The organism is Bradyrhizobium sp. 41S5 (genome assembly GCF_011516665.3).
Taxonomy (GTDB): Bacteria; Pseudomonadota; Alphaproteobacteria; order Rhizobiales; family Xanthobacteraceae; genus Bradyrhizobium; species Bradyrhizobium quebecense.
The window spans coordinates 1,043,666-1,064,597 of the sequence record NZ_CP083721.1 but is presented as its reverse complement, the minus strand read 5'-3'; the positions used below and the strand labels follow the sequence as shown (position 1 = coordinate 1,064,597).

The 20,932-nt window shown below is 64.9% G+C and carries 22 protein-coding genes; 9 read left to right on the top strand and 13 right to left on the bottom strand.

Annotated features, from left to right (window positions below; translation table 11 throughout):
• The first annotated feature begins 51 nt into the window (after window positions 1–51).
• The 3 genes from HAP47_RS05060 to HAP47_RS05050 all read left to right on the top strand — a co-directional run bounded on the left by HAP47_RS05060 (window position 52) and on the right by HAP47_RS05050 (window position 1,429).
• Window positions 52–282, top strand: coding sequence for a F0F1 ATP synthase subunit C (locus HAP47_RS05060; protein WP_016847054.1), 231 nt, complete (start codon window positions 52–54; stop codon window positions 280–282).
• A gap of 91 nt (window positions 283–373) precedes the next feature.
• Window positions 374–940 (top strand): F0F1 ATP synthase subunit B, encoded by a 567-nt coding sequence (locus tag HAP47_RS05055; protein ID WP_092123089.1) that lies wholly within the window; start codon window positions 374–376, stop codon window positions 938–940.
• 3 nt (window positions 941–943) lie between these two features.
• Window positions 944–1,429, top strand: coding sequence for a F0F1 ATP synthase subunit B family protein (locus tag HAP47_RS05050; protein WP_173639175.1), 486 nt, complete (start codon window positions 944–946; stop codon window positions 1,427–1,429).
• A gap of 108 nt (window positions 1,430–1,537) precedes the next feature.
• Here HAP47_RS05050 and HAP47_RS05045 read toward each other — a convergent pair whose 3' ends face one another.
• The 6 genes from HAP47_RS05045 to HAP47_RS05020 all read right to left on the bottom strand — a co-directional run bounded on the left by HAP47_RS05045 (window position 1,538) and on the right by HAP47_RS05020 (window position 7,623).
• Entirely contained in the window at window positions 1,538–2,185 is a 648-nt protein-coding gene (locus HAP47_RS05045) for a hypothetical protein (protein WP_173639176.1), read from the bottom strand.
• Window positions 2,186–2,351: 166 nt separating this feature from the next.
• Complete coding sequence (locus HAP47_RS05040; RefSeq protein WP_092123083.1) at window positions 2,352–2,939, bottom strand: GNAT family N-acetyltransferase; 588 nt, start codon at window positions 2,937–2,939, stop codon at window positions 2,352–2,354.
• 211 nt (window positions 2,940–3,150) lie between these two features.
• Window positions 3,151–4,440, bottom strand: coding sequence for a M16 family metallopeptidase (locus tag HAP47_RS05035; RefSeq protein ID WP_173639177.1), 1,290 nt, complete (start codon window positions 4,438–4,440; stop codon window positions 3,151–3,153).
• Window positions 4,440–5,855, bottom strand: coding sequence for a threonine synthase (gene thrC, locus HAP47_RS05030; RefSeq protein ID WP_173639178.1), 1,416 nt, complete (start codon window positions 5,853–5,855; stop codon window positions 4,440–4,442). The genes HAP47_RS05035 and thrC overlap by 1 nt, the downstream gene beginning before the upstream one ends.
• Window positions 5,856–6,256: 401 nt before the next feature.
• Window positions 6,257–6,883 (bottom strand): glutathione S-transferase family protein, encoded by a 627-nt coding sequence (locus HAP47_RS05025; RefSeq protein ID WP_173639179.1) that lies wholly within the window; start codon window positions 6,881–6,883, stop codon window positions 6,257–6,259.
• 146 nt (window positions 6,884–7,029) lie between these two features.
• The gene (locus HAP47_RS05020) at window positions 7,030–7,623 is read right to left on the bottom strand and encodes a GNAT family N-acetyltransferase (protein WP_173639180.1); all 594 of its coding nucleotides are present in this window, start codon (window positions 7,621–7,623) and stop codon (window positions 7,030–7,032) included.
• Between the two features lie 192 nt (window positions 7,624–7,815).
• Between HAP47_RS05020 and HAP47_RS05015 the strand changes: the two genes are divergently transcribed.
• Window positions 7,816–8,097, top strand: a complete 282-nt coding sequence (locus tag HAP47_RS05015; protein WP_173639181.1) for a hypothetical protein — start codon at window positions 7,816–7,818, stop codon at window positions 8,095–8,097.
• Between the two features lie 206 nt (window positions 8,098–8,303).
• Here HAP47_RS05015 and HAP47_RS05010 read toward each other — a convergent pair whose 3' ends face one another.
• The 5 genes from HAP47_RS05010 to HAP47_RS04990 all read right to left on the bottom strand — a co-directional run bounded on the left by HAP47_RS05010 (window position 8,304) and on the right by HAP47_RS04990 (window position 15,632).
• Window positions 8,304–10,748 (bottom strand): penicillin acylase family protein, encoded by a 2,445-nt coding sequence (locus tag HAP47_RS05010; protein WP_173639182.1) that lies wholly within the window; start codon window positions 10,746–10,748, stop codon window positions 8,304–8,306.
• Window positions 10,749–10,810: 62 nt separating this feature from the next.
• Window positions 10,811–12,313: a glycerol kinase GlpK gene (gene glpK, locus HAP47_RS05005; RefSeq protein WP_173639183.1), complete on the bottom strand. Its 1,503-nt coding sequence runs from the start codon at window positions 12,311–12,313 to the stop codon at window positions 10,811–10,813.
• A gap of 258 nt (window positions 12,314–12,571) precedes the next feature.
• A complete protein-coding gene (locus HAP47_RS05000) occupies window positions 12,572–13,585 on the bottom strand; it encodes an SGNH/GDSL hydrolase family protein (RefSeq protein WP_231168764.1) in 1,014 nt (337 codons plus the stop codon).
• Between the two features lie 14 nt (window positions 13,586–13,599).
• Window positions 13,600–14,364 (bottom strand): SGNH/GDSL hydrolase family protein, encoded by a 765-nt coding sequence (locus tag HAP47_RS04995; protein WP_173639184.1) that lies wholly within the window; start codon window positions 14,362–14,364, stop codon window positions 13,600–13,602.
• Complete coding sequence (locus HAP47_RS04990; protein WP_210285265.1) at window positions 14,361–15,632, bottom strand: OpgC domain-containing protein; 1,272 nt, start codon at window positions 15,630–15,632, stop codon at window positions 14,361–14,363. Before HAP47_RS04990 ends, HAP47_RS04995 begins: the two co-directional genes overlap by 4 nt.
• Before the next feature lie 273 nt (window positions 15,633–15,905).
• On the opposite strand from HAP47_RS04990, the gene apaG reads away from it, so the two are divergent.
• Window positions 15,906–16,304, top strand: coding sequence for a Co2+/Mg2+ efflux protein ApaG (gene apaG, locus HAP47_RS04985; protein WP_173639185.1), 399 nt, complete (start codon window positions 15,906–15,908; stop codon window positions 16,302–16,304).
• Window positions 16,305–16,617: 313 nt separating this feature from the next.
• On the opposite strand, the gene HAP47_RS04980 is transcribed toward apaG, so the two are convergent.
• Window positions 16,618–16,827, bottom strand: a complete 210-nt coding sequence (locus HAP47_RS04980) for a DUF1488 family protein (RefSeq protein ID WP_231168763.1) — start codon at window positions 16,825–16,827, stop codon at window positions 16,618–16,620.
• Between the two features lie 355 nt (window positions 16,828–17,182).
• Here HAP47_RS04980 and HAP47_RS04975 point away from each other — a divergent pair, with 355 nt between their 5' ends.
• The 4 genes from HAP47_RS04975 (at window position 17,183) to HAP47_RS04955 (ending at window position 19,795) form a co-directional block, all read left to right on the top strand.
• Window positions 17,183–17,962, top strand: a complete 780-nt coding sequence (locus HAP47_RS04975; RefSeq protein WP_173639186.1) for a sensor histidine kinase — start codon at window positions 17,183–17,185, stop codon at window positions 17,960–17,962.
• 330 nt (window positions 17,963–18,292) lie between these two features.
• Entirely contained in the window at window positions 18,293–19,144 is an 852-nt protein-coding gene (locus tag HAP47_RS04965; protein WP_231168762.1) for a hypothetical protein, read from the top strand.
• 27 nt (window positions 19,145–19,171) lie between these two features.
• On the top strand, window positions 19,172–19,543 hold the full coding sequence (locus HAP47_RS04960; protein WP_173639187.1) for a signal transduction histidine kinase: 372 nt from the start codon (window positions 19,172–19,174) through the stop codon (window positions 19,541–19,543).
• A 21-nt stretch (window positions 19,544–19,564) separates the two neighbouring features.
• A complete protein-coding gene (locus HAP47_RS04955) occupies window positions 19,565–19,795 on the top strand; it encodes a hypothetical protein (RefSeq protein ID WP_173639188.1) in 231 nt (76 codons plus the stop codon).
• 37 nt (window positions 19,796–19,832) lie between these two features.
• Here HAP47_RS04955 and HAP47_RS04950 read toward each other — a convergent pair whose 3' ends face one another.
• Entirely contained in the window at window positions 19,833–20,834 is a 1,002-nt protein-coding gene (locus HAP47_RS04950) for an Hsp33 family molecular chaperone (protein WP_173639189.1), read from the bottom strand.
• Between the last annotated feature and the right edge of the window lie 98 nt (window positions 20,835–20,932).

The following is a 20,932-nucleotide window of genomic DNA, read 5'->3' as shown; positions in this document are numbered from 1 at the left end:
TCCGGGGAATCTCCACCCACCAATCTGTCTATCTTTCTCAAGGAGCTACAAATGGAACCGGCAGCAGCAAAACTTATCGGCGCGGGCATCGCGTGCATCGGCATGGGCGGTGCGGGCGTCGGCGTGGGCATCATCTTCGGCAACTACCTCGCCGCTGCGGTGCGTAACCCCTCGGCCGCTCAGGGCCAGTTCGGCAACCTGATCTTCGGCTTCGCCGTGACCGAAGCGCTCGGCATCTTCTCGCTGCTGATCGCGCTGCTTCTGCTGTTCGTTCCGCTCTGAGCGGCACCCCGGTTCCGCTTTAGCGGCAACCCGTCGCGCCGCCCAAAGGTCATCTCAAGGGCGGCGCGCATGACAGCAACAGGAGAACACCGTGGCTGAGAGTCATGGCGAGGCAAAAGGCCAGAATGCCGGCGCCCACACCGAGGCCGATGGCGGACATCACGGCGGAACCTTTCCGCCGTTCGATTCCTCCAACTACGCCTCGCAGCTGGTGTCGCTGGCGATTGCATTTGTCGCGCTCTACCTGATCGTGTCGCGTATCGCCCTGCCGCGCGTCGGCGGGACGATCGATGCACGTCAGAACAAGATCGAGGGCGATCTGGCCGAGGCGCAGAAGCTGAAGGACGAGTCCGACGCGGCGCTGAAGGCCTATGAAACCGAGCTCGCGAATGCGCGTTCCAACGCGCAGGCGATCGGCAACGAGACTCGCGAGAAGCTGAACGCGGCCTCGGAAGTCGAGCGCAAGGCGCTGGAAGAGAAGCTGGCGGCAAAGCTCGCCGACGCCGAGAAGCAGATTGCAACGACCCGGACCAACGCCATGAGCAACGTCCGCGGCATCGCGGCGGATGCGGCCGGCGCCATCGTCCAGCAACTCGCCGGCGTCACGCCGGACGCGAATGCGGTCAACAGCGCCGTCGACGCGTCGCTGAAGGGATAGACGATGTTTTACGAACCGGAAACCTGGGTTGCGATCGCCTTCGTCATTCTGCTGGTCGTGTTCGGTTACCTCGGCGTCCATCGCACCCTGCTGACGGCGCTGGATCATCGTGCCGAGCGCATCAAGGCCGAGCTGGATGACGCACGCCGTCTGAAGGACGAGGCCAACAAGCTGCTCGGCGAGTACAAGGCGCGCCGCGCCAGCGCGGAGCGCGAGGCCGCCGACATCATCTCCAACGCCAAGGCCGAAGCCGAACGGATCGCGGCTGAAGCCAGGGCCAAGATGGAAGATTTTGTCGCCCGGCGGACCAAGACCGCAGAGGGCAAGATCGCCCAGGCCGAGGCGCAGGCCGTGGCCGATGTGCGCGCCGCCGCGGCCAACGCCGCCGTGACCGCCGCCTCGACCATCCTGTCGCAGTCGGTCAAGGGCTCGGTTGCCGACGACCTCGTCGGCAAGGGCATCGCCGAAGTCCGCTCCAAGCTGAACTGACGCGATCACAACGCCTTCAAGAAAAAGGCCGGCGCGAGCTGATCGCGCCGGCCTTTTTCTTTGTTTCTGCTGCTTCTTACTCCACCAGCCCCGTCACGGCCGCCGCCGCTACTTCTTCTTGTGCGGTGCGCGGGGCTTGGGCTCCGGCTTCAGCGCCTGCGGATCGAAGCCGATATAGAAGATGTAATCTTCGTTGTCCGCGGGCGACGGCGCCGGATAGACGACATCCTCGGCGACCAGGCTGAACGGGACGCTGCCGGTGTCGTCCATCTGCACCGTGGTGGTGTAGGCCTTGGTCGCAATCGTCCTCTCGCCGACGCCGCCCTTCACCACGGCGACGCGCAGCGGCACCTGGATGGTCGGCGGCGCGCCCGAGGGGCCGACGATGACCCGCCCCTGGATACCGATCTTGGCCGTGATCTGGCCGCTGTTCAGATTGCATTGCCGCGCCGTGCGGGTGATCGAGGCCAGGAACTTGACGTCGTTGCCGACCGCCTCCTTGCCGTCCACTGCCACCGAATAGGTCGAGGCCCCGGAGCGGATCTGCACCGGCGGGCAGGTCAGTTCGGCGTCGGCGTCGTTGAGCGGCTGCGGCGCCGCCGGCGTCGCCGGCTTCGAATCCGACGAACCGCCGCCGAACAGGCTCTTGAAGCGGTCGCTCAACGACTGCGCCGAGCTGGCCTCCGGCAGCAGGGTGGCACCGAGACCGATCGATACCGCCGCCGCGAGCGCGAACCTGATCACCCTGTCACCCATGTGATATCCCCAAAGCCTCCAAACCAGAGTTCCCCGTTTCGCGGGCGTTATAGCAAGCCAATGGCGGCGAACCCAAGGCATGTTGAAACGGCATGCTGCAAAGGCATGTTGAAAGCATCCTGAAATGGCTCGGATAGGGCCCGCCATCAGCCAACAGGCTTAAGATTCAACCGCGGAAATCCTCATGCAGCAGGCCGAACAGCAGGTGGTCCTGCCAGATCCCGTTGATGCAGAGATAGCGCCGCGCCAGGCCCTCGCGGGTGAAGCCGCACTTCTCCAGCACGCGGATCGACGACGCATTGGAGGGAATGCAGGCCGCCTCGATGCGATGCAGGTTGAGCTCGCCGAACAGCGAGGGCAGCAGCACTCGCAGCGCCGTCGTCATGTAGCCGCGATGGGCGTGCGGCAGGCCGACCCAATAGCCGATCGTGCCGGCCTGCACGATGCCGCGGCGGACATTGGCGAGCGTGATACCGCCGATCATCACCCCGTCCGATTCGCGGAAGATGATGAACGGATAGGAGCGGTCGGCGGCGATATCCTCGCTGTAGCGGCGCAACCGGCGGCGGAAGCCGGCGCGGGTCAGGTCGTCGGAGGGCCAGATCGGCTCCCATGGCGTGAGGTAGGCGCGGCTGGACTCGCGCAATTGCGCCCACTGCGGGAAATCCGACATTTGCGGCGCACGCAGCAAAAGCCCGTGCCCCCGCGGCATCAGTGCAGCCGGTCCACCGGACGGCAAACGAAACAGGGCCATGGCCCAACACTCCCCCGACTTCTCCCTCGCCCCGCCCTTGCGGGGAGAGGGTCGGGGTGAGGGGCCGTTTCCGCAAACTCGGCCTGCGGATAGCCTCCCTCACCCGAAGCCTTCGGCCATAGCCGAGGCTCCGCCTCGGCGTATGTCCGTCGACGGCCGCCGGTAGGCGGCCTCTGCTCTCCCCCGCAAGCGGGCGAGGTAGGCAGAATTCTTAGTGCAGCAGTGTCTTTGCCTTCGACTTCGTCAATCCTTCCGCAAAAGACACCGCCGTGTCCAGACCCCTGCCGCTGCCGAGTGCAACGACGGCGGGCCGGCTGCGCGACAGCAGCGCGCGGGCGGCGTTGCGGCTCGATTCGACCGAGACCGCGTCGATTCGCGCCACCAGCTCTTCCACCGTCTGCGGCCGGCCATAGGCTAGCACATGGCGTGCCAGCTGCTCGGCCCGGGATGAACAGCTTTCCAGCGCCATCAACAGGCCGGCCTTCATCTGCGCCTTGGCGCGGGCGACCTCGGCCTCGGTCAGGGTCTCGACCGCGTCATTGATGACGTCGACGATGACTTCCATCATTTCCGGCGCGTCGGCCGGATCGGTCCCGGTGTAGAGCCCGAAGAAGCCGGTGTCGGTGTAGGGGGCGTGGAAGGTGTAGATCGAGTAGCACAGCCCGCGCTTCTCGCGCACCTCCTGGAACAGCCGCGACGACATCCCGCCGCCGAGCGTGTTGGTGAAGACCTGCAGCGAGAACAGGGACAGGTCGGTCTGCGGCACGCCTTCGAGCGCCAGCGTCAGATGCGCCTGCTCGAGATCGCGATGCACCACCCGCGAGCCGCCCTTGCCGAACAACGCAGCCTGCGGCTTCGGCGCCGGCGTGGCGTCGAAGCTCGCGAATTTCTCGGCGACGTCCTCGACGACGCGCTTGTGATCGACGGCGCCGGCGGCGGCGACCACCATGTCCGGGGCACGGTAATGCGTCGACAGATAGCCACGCAACGTGTCGCGGTTGAAGGCCTTCAGCGTCTTGGCGGTGCCGAGCAGGGAGCGGCCCATCGGCTGGTCCGGATAGCAGAGCTCGTTGAGATGCTCGAACACGACGTCGTCGGGCGTATCCTGCGCCGCGCCGATCTCCTGCACGATGACGCTCTTCTCGCGCTCCAGCTCGTCCGGCACGAACGACGGATTGGCGAGGATGTCGGAGAGCACGTCGAGCGCCAGCGGCACGTCGGCCTTCATCACCCGCGCATAATAGGCCGTGGTCTCGGTCGAGGTCCCTGCATTGAGATCGCCGCCGACCGCCTCGATCTCCTCGACGATCTCGCGCGAGGAACGCCGCGCGGTGCCCTTGAACGCCATGTGTTCCAAGAGATGCGAGATGCCGTGCTCGTTCGGCTTTTCGTCGCGCCCGCCGACGCCGGCCCAGACCCCGAGCGCCGCGGTCTCCAGATGCGGCATGGTGTCGGTGACGACGGTCAGGCCGCTCGGCAGCTTGGTGATTTCAACGCTCATCAGGCAACTCCCTGCTTGGCGGCACGGCTGACCGACAGCACGAAGCGCTCGACCTCGACGGAATCGTTCTTCATCACAGTCATCTGTTCGGACTTGGTCATCAGGCTTCCGAGCCAGGCCGGCAGTTGCGGACGCACCCCGCAGGCCGCCTCGACCGCGTCGGGGAATTTTGCCGCATGCGCGGTCGACAGCACGATGTTCGGGATCTTGGAGTCCGAGGTGTCGCGGTCGGCGACCGCGAGCGCCACCGCGGTGTGGGGATCGACGAGATCGCCCGCCTCGCGCCAGGCGGCACGGATCGCGGCTGCGGTCTCGGTTTCGTCTGCGCGGCCGGCGTCGAAATCGCGGCGCACCGCGGCCAGCGTCGCATCCGGCAGCACGAAGCGGCCGGACTGCTTCAGCGAGGCCATCAGGCGGCGAACCTGATCGGCGTCGCGGCCGCTGGCCTCGAACAATAGCCGCTCGAAATTCGAGGACACCTGGATGTCCATCGACGGCGACGCCGTCGCGTGCACCTCGCGCACCTCGTAATTGCCGGTCTTCAGCGTGCGCGGCAGGATGTCGTTGACGTTGGCGGCAATCCGCAACCAGCGGATCGGCAGCCCCATCCGCTTCGCGACATAGCCGGCGAAGATGTCGCCGAAATTGCCGGTCGGCACCGTGAAATCCACCGTCCGCTGCGGCGCGCCGAGCGCGACCGCCGAGGTGAAGTAATAGACCACCTGCGCCACGATGCGCGCCCAATTGATCGAGTTGACGCCCGACAGCGCCACCTGGTCGCGGAAGCGATGGTTGTTGAACATCTCCTTCACCAGCGCCTGGCAATCGTCGAACGTGCCTTCGATCGCCAGCGCATGGACATTGGCGGCGCCGGTCGTCGTCATCATGCGGCGCTGCACCTCGGAGATGCGCCCGTTCGGAAACAGCACCACGAGGTCGACATTGTCGAGATTGGCAAACGCTTCGACCGCGGCGCCGCCGGTATCGCCCGAGGTCGCGACCACGATGGTGGTACGCTGCGCGCGCTTGGCCAGCACGTGATCCATCAGCCGCGAGATCAGCTGCATCGCGACGTCCTTGAACGCCAGTGTCGGCCCGTGGAACAGCTCGAGCAGGAACTGGTTCGGGCCGATCTGGTCGAGCGGCACCACGGCGGGATGGCGGAATGTGGCATAGGCCTCGTTCGCCATGCGGCCGAGCTCGGCGTCGGAAATCTCGCCGGCGGCAAACGGCCGGATGATCTCGACCGCGACCTCCCAATAGGGACGGCCGAAGAAGGCAGCGATGGTCTCGGGCGACAATTGGGGCCACGTCTCGGGCACGTAAAGCCCGCCGTCACGGGCAAGCCCGGTCAGCATCACATCGCAGAAGCCAAGCGCCGGGGCCTCACCCCGGGTCGAAATATACCGCGTCAAACCGCCCTCCAAAGGCTTCGATCCGAGCCTTAAGCCTTTGATATCATGGATTTATCGAGTTCGCCGCATGCGACCCGATGTGGTTCACCATAGAAGATCGGACCGGCAATGGGTAGCCCGAAGCGCGCGCCTCGGGGTCGTGCGGAGTGGTGTGGGGCATTGCCCGCGACCCACCGCCAGCGCCTCATTCACAACCGTCGTCCTGGCGAAAGCCTGAGGCACGCTGCGCGTCTCAAGTTCGGCCGTCGTCCCGGCGCAGGCCGGGACCCATACGCCGCAGCAGGCGTCGTTAACGGGACTCGCCGTTCCAGCGATGCGTAACAATCGGCATTCGTGGTTATGGGTCCCGGCCTGCGCCGGGACGACGATAAGGACGGCGGAGAGAGATGACGATACGCGCCCTAACCGCTCGGCGGCGCCAGCGGCTGCACGATCTCCTGGAACGGCGGCAACGCTTCGCAGCGCGCGGCGTGGGCCTTGAGCGCCGGATAGCGCGCGTCGAACAGATGCGGATGCGCCTCGCCGGTGAAGCGCAGCGCGCAGGCCACTGCGATGTCGGCGTGCCCGATGCGATTCCCCAGCCAGTACGGCGTCTCGACCGCCGCACGCTCCTGCTCCAGCACCGCGAGCACGCCCGAAATCTGCGCCTCGCAACGCTCGACCCAGAGCTTCAGCTGCTCCTTGCGCAACACCCGCTCGTAGATCAGGCTCACCGCCTTGTCGGCGAGCCCGGTCGCCAGCGCCATAATGCGCAGATGCCTGCGTCGCTCGGGCCCCGAGCGTGCAATCATCGCCCGCTCCGGCCCGACCAGCTCGTCGAGATAATCCAGGATCGCACCGCTCTCGATCAGCGCCTCGCCGTCATCGAGCACCAGCGTCGGCACCCGCCGCACCGGATTGTAGGCCGCAACCTTCTCCGCATCGCCGAAGGTCGACCACGGCCTGTGCTCGAACGGCAGTCCATAGAGCCGCAACGCGATCGCGGTGCGGCGGACAAAGGGCGAGTCGTACTGGCCGATCAGGAACATCTGTCATCTCGTCGGTCATGCCGCGGCAGGCCGTACCTCGAAAGCCCGGCTTTCGAAGGGTGGCGGCCACGCCGGGGTCAGAGGTTGCGCTTTGCACCATCCTAGATGGCTCTCGCCGCGTTGCAACCGGATCGTGATCGGTCTGGCTATCCGATCACCGGCACATGCCTCGCCGCATCGGGCGGCAGTTTGCCGTCGAGCCGGGGATCATCCGCTACCTCGATCTGCCGCTTGAACGCACGGAAGCCGGAGCGCTGGTAGAACGCGACCGCGGAGGGGTGATCGAAGGTGCAGGTGTGCACCCAGACGCGGGCAACGTCGCGCGACCAGGCGATGTCGAGCGCGCGATTCATCAGGAAGCGCGCGGCGCCGGTGCCGATGAATTTTGCGGTGACGCCGAAATAGAGCAGCTGGCACTCACCGGGCTCGCTGAAATCGAGTTCGAGCAGCCCTTCATCCCGGCCATCGACGACCAGCCCGTAGAGCTCGACGCCGGCCGCGTGAATCCGACCCGCGAGATCGGCGTCATCGAGCCCCGTGCGGGTGAACCACAGCCACTCCTCGCCGACGCGGCGGTAGAGATCGCGATACCATTCGAGCGCAGGCGGCTCGACCTTGCGCAGGCGCCATGCGCCCGGCGGATCGTCACGCAGCGGCGGACGCTCGGTCATTTCCAGATGTGTGACGACGGCGGCGACCTTGCCGTGAGGGATGTCGGAATAACCGTCGGGCAGCAGCATCGCGCGCTCTCTCGTTTGAGCATGATCTTCTTCGGAAAACCGCTTCACACTTTTCCGGATCATGTTCCGGCGGGGAATATCCGCATGTCGCGGCTGATGCAATTCAACGCTGCGTAACAAAGTTACCGATTTGTCAGTGGGGATTTGCGCGAATCAGGCGCTCGATGTGGAGAGGCTACCGGAGCAACGACCGTGTCGCGCCATCACACGCTGCCGCCGATCATCACTACGCCGCCGCCCCCGAAGCCGAAGCCCGTGCGGCGCCGGCGCGGCATCGGTCACGCCTATGGTGCGAGCGCTGCCGATGAGTCCGCCGACATTGCGGATGGCGCAGCGGTTCGCAGCGCGCCGGTGCTTCCGCAGCATGCGCGGCCGGTCGAGACCGTCGAGCGACGCGTGCCGTCACCGAACGGCAAGCTCAGCGACGACACGCTGCGCGCAATGTTGGAGGTACAGGAGAAGGATGCGAAGTAGCCGGAGGTGCGCACCACACACTCGCTGTCGTCCCGGCCTGGTGCGCAATTGCGCACCGGAGCAGGGACCCATAACCACCGCGGCTTGTTGTTGCGATCGCTGTGGCCCCAGCACCGCAAAGCAGTCGGCATTTGTGGTTATGGGTCCCGGGTCGCGCTTCGCTTGCCCGGGACGACAGCGGAGGTTTGGGCCACCACCGCCTCCCCTCACCTTGGCGTCAGCGTGATCGCCTCGGCGGTTGCGGCTTCCACCGCCGGGCGGCTGTAGAGCAGCGGGACATATTGGCCGGTGGCCCAGAGCGGTGCGAGGTCGCGGTAGTGGCCGCTGAAGGGATCGCCGGATTGGCCCGGCGTGTTGATGGTGCGGCTCGCGTCCCAATTGCCGACATCGAGCACCATGCGGAACGAGGCGCCCGCGGTGAGATGATAGTCGGAGCGGCGATAGGTGGCGGCGCGCGGCACGTTGGCGGCGCCGCCATAGGCGAGCGGGCCGATCGACATCTGCGCCGCGGTCGCCTTGTCGGCGAGCGGCATCAGCGCGTGATCGAACTTGGCGACATGCAGACGGCCCCAGCGCCAGGTCGATGCATCGCCACCGAGCTTGTCGGCAACGTCGGCGACGGCCGCACCGAGGCTGTCGCGCAGCACGCGGTCACGTTCGCCGGCGGGATCGCTGCCGAGGGCGGAGTCGGGCTTTTCGAGATAGCCGACGATGGCGGAGATGCTGGAGGCTTCCGGCGCGATCAGTTCGGCTGCCTTCGGCGCCGTGGTCTTGAGCAGCACCGGGCCGAGATGGTTCGCGATCCAGACCTCGTAGACCGCGGCCGCCGCGCTGTCCGCCGCGTCGCGCGCGTCCCACGCCTTCAACAGATCGAGGCCCTTCTTCACATTGGCATCGTCGGATGACAGCGGCTTCAGCAGGGCGACGAGGCGCCGCGCCAGCATGCCGGTGTCGTCGTTCTGCAGCGCCATCGCGTCCGCCAGCGTCACCTTGCTGTTGGCCTGCAGCACCTCGACGATGCGCTCCCAGCGCGCGCTGTCGGACCATTCGAAGCCGACCCTGCGCTCACCCACCGGATAGTCCGCCGGCAGGTTCATCTGGTTGGCAGTGGCGATGAAGCCCTGCTTCGGCTGGTACTGCTTCGGCAACTCGTCGAGCGACAGAAAGCCCTGCCACTCGTAGCGGCCGTCGCCCGGCACCGGCATCAGACCGTCAAAGCCGGTGCGGCGTGGCGTCTTGCCTGCGGCGACCCAGCCGATATTGCCTGACGTGTCGGCATAAACCTGGTTCTCCGACGGTGCGCCCCAGCGCCGCATCGCGTCGAGGAAGCCGCCCCACGTCTTCGCGGTCATATAGTCGGAGGAACCGAAATAGGCCGAGGTGCCCGGCTCGAACCAGATCGAGCGCACGGCGAACGCATGCTTCTTGTCGGCGTCGACAAGGAGCACAGGTCCGTGGCGGGTGAACTTCAGCTCGAGGTCGCGATCGGCCTCGCCCTTCACCGCCTCCTTCTCATGCACGATACGCATGTCTTCCCAGCCGGTGCCGTAGCGATACTGGTTCGGATTGTCCGGGTTGAGCTCGTAGACGTAGAGGTCTTCCTGGTCGACGTTGAAGATGGTGAGGCCGAACGCGATGGTGTCGTTGTGGCCGATCGAGATGCCCGGCAGCGCCGGCTCGCCGGCGCCGATCACGGAGATGCCGGGCGCGTTGAGGCCGACGATGTAGCGCAGCGACGGCACCGAGTGCTCGCGATGCGGATCGTTGGCGAGGATCGGACGCCCCGTCGCGGTGCGCGATGCGGCGATCACCCAATTGTTGGAGCCGATGGTGTCGCGCTGCTGGTCGGCCTCGGCGAGGTACGTGTCGGGATCGTGCGCCAGCGCGGCCTTCTGGTCCTTCGGCGCAGCGAACTTGACCGGGCGCGTGGCGAGGTCATAGGCCGCGAGCACGCCCTTCGGCACGCTGCAGGGGTCGAGCCCATCGGGAATCTTCGTGGTCCAGGCCGGCTCCAACTTGACGCGGAAGCGATCGGCATCGAGGCCGGCGGCGCAGGCGACCAGCGAACGCTTCACCTCGGAGGCGACGTTGCGCGTGAGACCATGGCTGCGGATGCGCACGACATCCTCTGCCGACCAAAGGTCCGGCATCGTACCCGCGATCCTGAACTCGATCGGCAGCGGCCGCTTGCCCGCCTTGACGTCGGCCACGTAGGCGTTGACGCCGGCGACGAAGGCCTCCGCATAGGTCTTCGCCTTCGGACCATAGGCCGCCCATTCCGCGTTCATGTCGCCGCGATAGAGGAACAGGCGCAGCGCCTTGTCCTGCTCGGCATAGGCGGGACCGAAATCCTTTGCCAGCAGGCCAAGCCCGCGCTTGCGCCAGAGGTCGATCTGCCAGAGCCGGTCGCGCGCGGCGTTGAAGCCCTGCAGGAAGAACAGGTCGTGCTCGTTGCCGGCATAGATGTGCGGGATGCCCCAGACGTCGACCAGGATCTGGCCGGGCGCCTTCAGCCCGGCGACGTCGGTCTTGACCTCGCGCGCCGCGACGAGCGGGCTCGGCTTCTCGCGCGCGGCGGCGGGTGCGGCCAACGTTGCGGCGCAAAGCGCGGCGGTGAGTAGTTTCGCGACGCGGTTGAGATCCGTGTTCATGTTGTTCTCCGATGGTTGTTATTTTTGGTTGCGAGACCTGAGCCGGAACTTTTCTTCCGGCCCTACTCCCCCTCGTCGCTCGCCAGCACGCCCTTCACCGCGCGGGCCCAGCCGGCGAGCTTGCGCTCGCGCGTCGCCTCGCTCATCGCCGGCCTGAAGCGGTGTTCGAGCCGCCAGTTGTCGGCGAACTTCGCGGGCTCCGGATAGACGCCGGCCTCGAGGCCGGCGAGATAGGCGGCGCCGAGCGCCGTGGTCTCCTGGATCATCGGGCGGTCGACCGGAGCGTTGAGCAGATCTGCGAGGCGCTGCATGGTCCAGTCGGATGCGGTCATGCCGCCGTCGACGCGCAGCACGGTGTTGGCAGCGTTGGCCTCCGGCCAGTCGGTGCGCATCGCGGCCCACAGGTCGAAGGTCTGGTAGCAGACGCTTTCCAGGGTCGCATGCGCGAGCTCGGCCGGGCCGGTGTTGCGGGTCAGCCCGAACAGCGCGCCGCGCACCCGCGGATTCCAGTACGGTGCACCCATGCCGACGAAGGCCGGCACAAGGTAGACGCTCTGCATCGAGTCGGATTTGTCGGCGAGCGGCCCGGTCTCGGCGGCGTGCTTGATGATGCCGAGCCCGTCGCGCAGCCATTGCACCGCGCTGCCGGCGACGAAGATCGAGCCCTCGAGCGCGTAGGTGCGCTGGCCATTGAGCTGATAGGCGATCGTGGTGAGCAGCTTGTTCTTCGAGGCGACCGGCGTGGTGCCGGTGTTGAGCAGCGCGAAGCAGCCGGTGCCGTAGGTCGACTTCATCATGCCGGGCTCGAAGCAGGCCTGGCCGATGGTCGCGGCCTGCTGGTCGCCGGCGATGCCGGAGATCGCGATCGGGCCGCCGAACAGATCCGCGGTGCTCTCGCCGAACCGGGCGGAGGAATCCTTCACCTCAGGGAGCATCGAGCGCGGCACGCGCAAGAGCTTGATGAGGTCGTCGTCCCACGCCCCGGTGTGGATGTTGAACAGCAGCGTGCGCGAGGCGTTGGTGGCGTCGGTGGCGTGCACCCGCCCGCCGGTGAGCCGCCATAACAGATAGCAGTCGACCGTGCCGAACAGGAGTTCGCCGCGCTCGGCGCGTTCGCGCGCGCCCGGCACGTGATCGAGTATCCAGGCGACTTTCGTGCCGGAGAAATAGGGGTCGATAATGAGACCGGTCTTGGCCGAGATCGCCGGCTCATGACCTTCGGCCTTGAGCTTCGCGCAGATGTCGGCGGTGCGGCGGTCCTGCCAGACGATGGCGCGGTGCACGGCCTGTCCGGTGGCGCGGTCCCACACCACGGTGGTCTCGCGCTGGTTGGTGATGCCGATCGCGGCGATGTCCCGCGCTTTGAGGCCGGCCTTGTCCAGCGCCTCGCGGCACACCATCACGGTCGAGGTCCAGATGTCCTCCGGCTCATGCTCAACCCAGCCGGAGGCCGGGAAATGTTGCGGAAACTCCTGCTGCGCGACCGCGGCGATGGAGATGTCGCCGCGAAACACCATAGCGCGCGACGATGTGGTGCCCTGATCGATGGCCAGCACGAAAGACATGAGCGTTTCCCTTAAGGCATCGTAACAGGCGCCAAGGGAGCGGATTACCGCGGCGAGGTCAAGATTGCTGGTGCGTGTGGCGGGATGGTCGAGGCAAGCCCCGCCACGGTATCAATCCCGTCATCCTGAGGAGCGCGAAGCGCGTCTCGAAGGATGCACGGCCACAGTCGGGCCGTCGACCCTTCGAGACGGCCGCTACGCGGCCTCCTCAGGGTGACGGTGACAGACTCGATGCTGGGAGAGAAGCAGCGGCGCCGATCACATCGGCCGGTAGGTCCGCACGTCGCCGGGGACGTTGACGCCGATCTTGATCGCGCCGACGGAGCGGATGATGTCGTCGCCGAGCAGCTGGGCGAAGCAGGCATAGCCCCAGTCGTTCATGTGCAGGCCATCGGCGGTGACGAAATCGTCGATCGGGATCGCCTGCCTCTCGTGCCAGTCGCGCATCACCTCGAAGCGCGGGAAGATGCCGACATGGCGCAGCGCGGCGATCCGGCCGAGCAGCTTCACCATGCCGCGCGCGCTTTCGGGGCGCTCGGTGACGCGCGGCGAATATTGCGGATCGACCAGCACGACATCGGCGCCGTTGGCCTGGATGCGCGCGACGCCGTCCTCGACCTGCTTGGCGGTCTCCGACGGATCGAGGTTGCGCAGCACCGCGTTGGTACCGACCTGCCAGATCACCATGTCGGGATGCACGTCGATCACTTCGGTCTGCAGCCGCCTCATCATTTCGGGTGCATCCTCGCCGCCCTTGCCGCGATTGAGCACGCTGATGTCGACCGACGGATACTGCCGGCGCAGCTGCGCGGAGAGCCGGCTCGGATAGGTGAATTCCGGCGACGACGAACCGTAGCCCTGGGTCGAAGACGAGCCGAACGCGACGATGACGACCGGCTTGCCGGCGGCGAGCTTGGCTGCGACATGCGGCAGCGAGCCGGTGCTGTTCGGCACGCCGGTGGGCTGATGACAGGGCACACGGTGGAAGATGTCGCTGGCGGATTTCGCGACCTGCTTCACCTTGTCGAGCGCCTTTGCGGCGACGCCCGGTTGCGGCGGCGGATTGGCCGCGTCGGCTTCGACCGCGGCGGGCTTCGCAGCATCCGCCCTGGTTGCTTCAGCCTTCGCTTCCGATGACAACGCCGCATGCTGGTCCGCCTGGCCGGTCTGCGCGCACAACGGCACGGCCGAGAGCGGCGCAAGCAACACGAGCGCCGCAGTGGCGCGCAGGATCCGCCCTGCTTTGAGGCGAAAAGGGAAGGCAAAACGCATCAACTCGGCTTCCTCTAATTCTGCTGCACCGGGCCCAGATGGGCCGCATCGATCACGAATTTCGCCAGTGCGCGGCCGAGACAGGCGTGAACCTTCTTGGCCAGGTCGACACCATGCGAGGTGCTGAACAGGTCAAAATATCCGGCGTCGCTCCACTGCTTCATAATCGCGAACCGGTCGAACAACGGAACGTCGTGCTGCTGCGCAACCATCTTCATATTGTCGAGATATGGCGGCGCAGAGATCATCGTTTCCGTACGCGGGCTGTATTGCAGATTGACCAGCACCACGTCGGCCCCGGCGCCCCGCAACGCAACGACGCCGTCATCGATGGCGGTGCGGAAATCGTCAGGATCGACGGCTCGCATAGCATCGACCGTCCCGGTCTGCCAGATAACCAAAGTAGGCTTTTTTGCGTCAACAAGCTTAACAAGGGTTCCCGCGGTCTCCTCGGCGGTGCTCTTTCCCTGTAATTCTACGGATAGATCGATTGTGGCCGCCGGAAATGCCTCCTTCAGCGCAGCCTGCAGCGTGGCCGGATAGGCGCTCGCCTCGTTGCCTGGGATGGTCGAGGAGCGGCTGCCCACCACCAGCACGCTGAGCGGCTTGTTGGCCTTCACCGCATCGGTGACCTTCGGCAGCGAACTCTCGCTCGCCAAGAGATAGGCCGGCACGTCGCAGGGCGGCGCCGGCTCGACGGTATCGCCGGCGCGGACGGGCGCGGCCGCCAAACAGGCTGCCAGCAGCGTCAGGCCCAGCATCGTCCATGCGGACTTCATGCTCCCCCTCCCGCCAGATCGGCGTTGCCGCCGGCGCCTTTTTTCGAGGCGCCTTTGTCGGCGGAGTGCTTATACCACGAAATAATCCACGCCATGCCGCACATGATGAGGATGCCGCAGACGCTGATCAAGGCGTGCAGTGCGGCACCGCCAGACACTTCGGCAAGCACGAAGTGACCGGCAAAGGCGAGGAAGACCCCGAGGCAGAATATCTCAAGCGAATGCTGGCCACACAGGATCAATGGTCGCAGCCAGGGCGATTTCAGGCCCGGCCAGTCCCTCGGCAGGAAGCGCACGGTGAGTGCGGCGAGCGCCAGGAAATGCGCGAACCGCAACACGTCCAGGTCGGTCTTGTTGATCGGATACATCCATTGCTCGATCATCTTCGGCATGATGTGGCCGAGCTGCGGCACGTACCAGGTCAGGGTCACGAAGAACGCGGCGACCAGATAGACGATGCAGATCCACATCGTGATGTTCGACGACAGGATGCGCGACATCCGCCGCGCGCCGCCGAGCGCGCACCAGGCGCCGAACACGAACAGCAATTGCCAGGCGAACGGGTTGAACGCCCAGAAGCCGTTCGGATAGGCCGAGAGATAGAGATCGAACTGCCAGGTCAGCGCGTAGAGCAGGACCGACAGGCCGAGCGTGACATCGGGCTTCCACTTCATCAGCCACAGGATCAGCGGCAGGAACAGCATCAGCACGATGTAAAGCGGCAACACGTCCATGTTCACGGGGCGGAAGCGCAGCAGCAGCGCCTGCACGATGGTGACGTCGGGCTGCTTGAGGAAATCCATGATCCCCATTTCTTCGCTGTAGAGCGGGTTCTCGAACGAGGTCGCGACATAGGAGATCTCGGCGAGAAAGATCGTGAACAGGAAGACATGCGCGACATAGATCTGCCAGACCCGGCGCAGGATGCGCGCGGTCGCGATCACAAAGCCGCCTTCCAGCATCGCGCGGCCATAGACGAAGGCGGCGGTGTAGCCGGAGATGAAGATGAAGATCTCGGTGGCGTCGGAGAAGCCGTAATTTCGGATCGTCAGCCAGGTCAGAAGATTGGTCGGCAGATGATCGATGAAGATCAGCCACAGCGCGAGCCCGCGGAACAGATCGAGGCGGAGCTCGCGCTCGCCGGTCGCCGGTAGCGTGATCGCGGGCGCCGCCGCCACGGCTTTTGCCCTGACCTCGGCATCGGCCTTTGCCCCGGTTTTGGCGTCAGCCACCGGCGAACCGGCTATGGGATCGGCAATCGAGCTCATCAAACACCGTGTCAGCTGCGGACGCCCGCAGGCCGTGCTGAAAAGATAATATCGGTCCACAACTTGCCGACAAAGCACAGAGTGCGGCGAGATGCGGCCGCGCTTTAGAGCGGAACTATGTTGAAACCACGATGAACAGCCGGGCCCCGGGACCGGCTCTTCACGGCCTGCCCGGCGATTGGTTCCGGCTGACCAATTGGCTATGATGGGCGCCTGTTTGCGCATGATCCGGCCGAAAGCGGATTTTGCGCCGAGATCATCGGATTGAGCCGTATGTACCGCGCCATTACCCGCCAAATCGAAGTCACCGTCGAGCCGAATTTCATGCCGGAGCGCTCGTCGATCGACCGGCGCGAATATTTCTGGTCGTACAGGATCGTGATCGTCAATTCGGGCCCGGAAACCGTGCAGCTGCGGACGCGGCACTGGATCATCACCGACGCCACCGGCCGCCGTCAGGAGGTGCGCGGCGAGGGCGTGGTCGGCGAGCAGCCGGTGCTCGCGCCCGGCGAACGCTTCGAATACACCTCAGGCGTGCCGCTGCCGACCGCCTCCGGCTTCATGACCGGCAGCTACCAGATGGTCACCGAAGCCGGCGAACGCTTCGACATCGACGTGCCGACTTTCTCGCTGGATAGCCCGAGCCCGGACGGGAAACGGGTGTTGAACTAGCCCGTCAGTCTCGCCGCGTCCCACGCAGCCCCAGCGAATGCGGGCCGTCACATTTCTGAATAATGGAAATAGCTTCGGATTTTCTGATTTGCCTGACGCGCGGACCTTCACAAGTGAGGGGCACCGGCGCCTCGCATGCGCTCCAGGAGCCAGAAAGCCCCGATCGCAACGAACGAGAGAACGAAAATTGCTCCGCACGCCAGGAAAGTCTGTAGGAAGCTGGTATCCATGACATCCTCCTTTTGATCGCTTGCAAGGGTGGTGTGCGACTGACGCGCCCAATTCTCGCGCGTCACCATCGAAGCCGCCGGTTTCAGAAATTCGCGGCGACCAGATCGTAAGACCCCCTGCTTCCGCGGACATAGACCCTGGCCGCAGCGGCGCATATCCGATCGCGGTTGGCATCGAAGGCGTGCAGAAGGCCCGGCTCGTCGAGGTAGGCATCCGATTGAAGTCGCTTCAATGCGCCTTCGGTGACGAAGAACGATGCCTCAATAGCGCTGTCATATCCCCAAAACCGCACGGCGCGCCGCGTTCGGTCGTATGAACGACTATGATTTGGAAATTCAATCATGGGTTAAGGCCTATCAGGTTGTTGCCACAGCTTGTCGTGATCCGTGACACGCGCATTGAAGCGACGTGACGTTTGGTCGATCTGTCACAAGATTTGGCAGCTAAGGCTTCGCGCTTCCGCAAGGGGGATGCTGTAACAATACAGTTGCGCTGCTGATCAGGTGGCTACTCCGCTATCGAATGACAAGCCCACTCGGCACGTATCGGGGCAATCGCTCGCGTTTTTCGTGCCGGATACGTCCAGATTCGACCGATTGCGCAGAAAACATTCGCCGAAGGGCCAGCTTATGATGATACGGTCGGTGATGTCTCCAGCCGACCTCCGCCCAGACCCGCGTGCTGCAAGCAGCTTGGCACCGCTGCAGGACATTGTGGCGGAAGAGAATATCAGCCTTCGGCTTCTGCTCGCGCAGGCCGCGGTCGATGCCCAGACTCTGCTGACCGCGGCCGGCCTTGACGCCAGGGAGCGCGAAGCGGCCGACAAGCTGAAGAAGGTGATCCTCGAGGAGCTGCACCACCGCATCAAGAACACGATCGCAACCGCTGGTGCCATTGTCTCCCAGAGCCTGCGCAACCTGGAAGGGGTCGAACATGCGCAGCACGCCATCGAGGGCCGGTTGCTGGCGCTCGGGCGGGCGCACGATCTCCTGCTGCAGGCAAGATGGAGCAGCGCGGATCTCGGTACGGTCGTCCGCGGCGCCACCGAAGCCTTCAACAATCCGGATGAGCCGAAATTCTCGATTTCAGGACCCGGTATTCGCATGACGTCGGGCGCCGTCATTGCCATCGCAATGACGCTCAACGAGCTCTGCACGAACACCACGAAGTTCGGCGCCCTGTCCGCCCCACAGGGGCGGATCGACATCAGTTGGACGCTGGATCAACCAACACAGCGCTTGCATCTGACATGGACCGAGAAGAACGGTCCGGCAGTCCACCCTCCGGAACGGCGCAGTTTCGGGACACGGTTGATCGAAACGCTCGGCAGGCAGCTGCGCGGCGACGTGCAGCTAAGCTATGAGCCCACCGGTTTCGTGTACACATTCGACGCACCATTGGCTTCTCTTACTTCGTCAACCGCATAGCCGACGTCCCGAACGCACGCCAAATTCTGGATATGCTCCCCCCGACTGCGAATTGAGTCGACTACCGGACGCAAGGGGTATCTACTGCGATGATCACTGCTCCGCATCTGGCCGATACCGGTGACTGAGAGTGCTGCAAGCTCCCGCCAGTAACCAGGAGAGCTTTATGCCGATTGCTCAACACAGCCAGCCTGAACCGCCGCCTCATGATCTGCCGGCGTTGGAAGCCGCGAGGATAGGAGATGCTGCGAAGCCATTCCTGTCCGGCCTTCAGCGCGACGCGACGCTTCGCAAGGCCCGGCTGGTCGAAACGGCCTCGCACATCAATGATTGGCTGACATCTCCCGGCCTGCGAACGCCGAGCTGACTGCCGATCTTAAGGAGAAAGCCCCAGTACGGGGCCGGCTGAGGCCGCCATTCTTCCGATGCCACTGGGGCCTGGCCTCCGGTCGCCTCTCACCAAGCGACGGCTTCGACATCGCTTCCAACTGTGCCTCAGGAACTGGCGACCGCGGTGAACGTTGTCGCGGTGCAGATATTCACGCGCGTCATCCGATTGGATTGCGCCCTGTAATTTGTGGCCTCGGTGCTCGTTATTCGACCCTTTGCCTCCCATATACAAATCAATCCTCGTCAGCCATCGAGATTGGTCGGAATGCGCGGAGACCTCCAAGGAAAGGGCCCGCCATGTTCAAATCTCAGCAGTACCGCACCAAGGCAGCCGCATACGGCGAACTGATCAAGCGTTCGAGCAGTCAGGGCGAAAGCCGCAAGTTTCAAGAGCATCAAGACCGCCTCGCTTCGCTCGCGGATAACGAGCAAGAATTGGCGGACAATTTCGATAACGCAATAAACGTCGCGGAGCAGGACCGCTCTCGCGGCGCCGCCCTGGCCGCCGAAGAGGAGTACGTTCTGCGCTGTCTCGGCGCGGCCATCATCATGCAATGGAACGTGCTGCCGAAGGCGCTGCAGCGGGAAATCTTCGACACCGCCGGATCGGTCGGAAAATTGTTGGAGACGTCGGCGCTCCGCGGGCAGATCGCGCGCTTCCTGCACAAGCACAAGGATGATGCCGGTCGCGACAAGGGCCTGGAGGCGCGTCAGGACGCGAGATCGGGCGCTGCGGCTTTGTCGCGATGGGACAATGAAGGAGGCGCGGTCCCCGATGGACTGCCGATGTGAGCCAACGACGACAACAGGAGATTCACCATGTCACTTACCCAATTTTGCGTCGATGACGGACACCACAGCATGGACGGGCTGCGACTTCTCGCCCGCGATGGAAATGAACGGGTCGAGGCATTCATCGGCCGCAAGGTGATGGACGTCTGGGCCGAGTCTGTCGAGCACCGCGGCGGCCATCAAAGTCTGTTCCGCGATCAATACAACGCGCTTGGCAGGCTGAACCTGGCGGCGATCGAGCGGATCGTCAGTGCGAAATACCAACGCGGTGCTGCGTTCAACCGCCAGCATCCCTATGTCGAGGTACTGTTCTCGGATATCACCGACAGCGGGGAGACCTTGAATCTGAGCGGACTCGTGCGCGAGACCCTGCCGCCCGCGTTTCACCGATTGAGTTGAGATCGATCCAGGAGGATTCCCATGACGAAGAAAACCCTGCACTCCGTTCAAGAAACAGAGCCGAAGAAGCCACTGCGCGCCGACCGGCCTCCCACCGAAGGCTTCGTGATCATTGTCGACAAACACTTCAAGTCGGAGTTCGACACCGCCGAGGCTGCTGAAACGTCTGGCCGACAACTGAAGGCAGCTTATCCGATGCTTCAGATCGAAATCTATGACGCCGCCGGCAAGACCCGCACCTTGCTGAGCTGACAGGCCTGGTTACCATGCCTCGTGGTCGGTTTTCCGCCTACTCGACGCCGGCTTGCTGCGGCGTGAATTCGTAGACCGAAGAGCAGAACTCGCAGGTCACGACCACCTTGCCGTCCTTGACCATCTCGGCGCGATCGTTCGGCGCAAAGCTCTTCAGCATCGATGACACCGCATCGCGCGAGCAGGAGCACTGCGCGCGCAGCGTTTGCGGGTTGAAGACGCGCACGCCGCGTTCGTGGAACAGACGGTACAACAGCCGCTCGCCGGAGAGATCGGGATCGATCAGTTCGACATCCTCGACGGTGGAGATCAGCGACTGCCCCTCGACCCAGGCATCGTCGTCCGGCACGCTGTGCGTGGCCGTGCCCTCCGGCGCATCGCCGGGATGCAGATCGGCCTGCTTGGCGCGTTCGGGGGCCTTGGGCAGGAATTGCAGCAGGATGCCGCCGGCGCGCCAGTGCATCTTGCCGCCTTCGCCGCCGCGCATCTCCTCGCCGACCGCGAGCCGCACCCGCGTCGGAATCTGCTCCGAGCGCAGGAAATATTCGTGGGCCGCCTCTTCCAGGCCGCCGCCGTCGAGCGCGACCAGGCCCTGGTAGCGGCTGGTGTTCGCGCCCTGATCGATGGTCATCGCAAGGTGGCCCTTGCCGAGCAGCTCACCCGAGCTCTGCCCCTCCCTGAGGCGCGTCACATCGTAGCGCGCATACGCACGCAGCCGGTCGGGCGCCTGGAAATCGACGATCAGGAGCGAGACCGGACCGTCGGTCCGGGTCTGCAGGATGAAGCGGCCCTCGAACTTGACGGAGGAGCCGAGCAGCGTGGTGAGCACGATGGCCTCGCCGAGCAGCTTGCCGACCGCCGGCGGATAATCGTGCTTGTGCAGGATCTCGTCGAGCGCGGGGCCGAGCCGGGTCAGCCGGCCGCGCAAGTCCAGCGCGCCGACCTCGAAGGCGAGCACGGCATCGTCGACAGGAACCGCCGAGGGCGCGCGAATGGGCGTCTCGGCCTGGATTTTGATGTCGGGGGATTGTGAAACCATGGCGCTCTATCTGGGGTCTCGGACCATGAAATAAAGGGGTTCAGCATACCGGGAATCGACGTCGCCCCTGCGAAAGCAGGGACCCATAACCACAGGAT

Coding starts and splice junctions, on each gene's coding strand:
- HAP47_RS05060 (WP_016847054.1), top strand. CDS start 52: ATGGAACCGGCAGCAGCAAAACTTATCGGCGCGGGCATCGCGTGCATC.
- HAP47_RS05050 (WP_173639175.1), top strand. CDS start 944: ATGTTTTACGAACCGGAAACCTGGGTTGCGATCGCCTTCGTCATTCTG.
- HAP47_RS05045 (WP_173639176.1), bottom strand. CDS start 2,185: ATGGGTGACAGGGTGATCAGGTTCGCGCTCGCGGCGGCGGTATCGATC.
- HAP47_RS05040 (WP_092123083.1), bottom strand. CDS start 2,939: ATGGCCCTGTTTCGTTTGCCGTCCGGTGGACCGGCTGCACTGATGCCG.
- HAP47_RS05035 (WP_173639177.1), bottom strand. CDS start 4,440: ATGAGCGTTGAAATCACCAAGCTGCCGAGCGGCCTGACCGTCGTCACC.
- HAP47_RS05025 (WP_173639179.1), bottom strand. CDS start 6,883: ATGTTCCTGATCGGCCAGTACGACTCGCCCTTTGTCCGCCGCACCGCG.
- HAP47_RS05020 (WP_173639180.1), bottom strand. CDS start 7,623: ATGCTGCTGCCCGACGGTTATTCCGACATCCCTCACGGCAAGGTCGCC.
- HAP47_RS05010 (WP_173639182.1), bottom strand. CDS start 10,748: ATGAACACGGATCTCAACCGCGTCGCGAAACTACTCACCGCCGCGCTT.
- glpK (WP_173639183.1), bottom strand. CDS start 12,313: ATGTCTTTCGTGCTGGCCATCGATCAGGGCACCACATCGTCGCGCGCT.
- HAP47_RS05000 (WP_231168764.1), bottom strand. CDS start 13,585: ATGCGTTTTGCCTTCCCTTTTCGCCTCAAAGCAGGGCGGATCCTGCGC.
- HAP47_RS04995 (WP_173639184.1), bottom strand. CDS start 14,364: ATGAAGTCCGCATGGACGATGCTGGGCCTGACGCTGCTGGCAGCCTGT.
- HAP47_RS04990 (WP_210285265.1), bottom strand. CDS start 15,632: ATGAGCTCGATTGCCGATCCCATAGCCGGTTCGCCGGTGGCTGACGCC.
- apaG (WP_173639185.1), top strand. CDS start 15,906: ATGTACCGCGCCATTACCCGCCAAATCGAAGTCACCGTCGAGCCGAAT.
- HAP47_RS04975 (WP_173639186.1), top strand. CDS start 17,183: ATGTCTCCAGCCGACCTCCGCCCAGACCCGCGTGCTGCAAGCAGCTTG.
- HAP47_RS04960 (WP_173639187.1), top strand. CDS start 19,172: ATGTCACTTACCCAATTTTGCGTCGATGACGGACACCACAGCATGGAC.
- HAP47_RS04955 (WP_173639188.1), top strand. CDS start 19,565: ATGACGAAGAAAACCCTGCACTCCGTTCAAGAAACAGAGCCGAAGAAG.
- HAP47_RS04950 (WP_173639189.1), bottom strand. CDS start 20,834: ATGGTTTCACAATCCCCCGACATCAAAATCCAGGCCGAGACGCCCATT.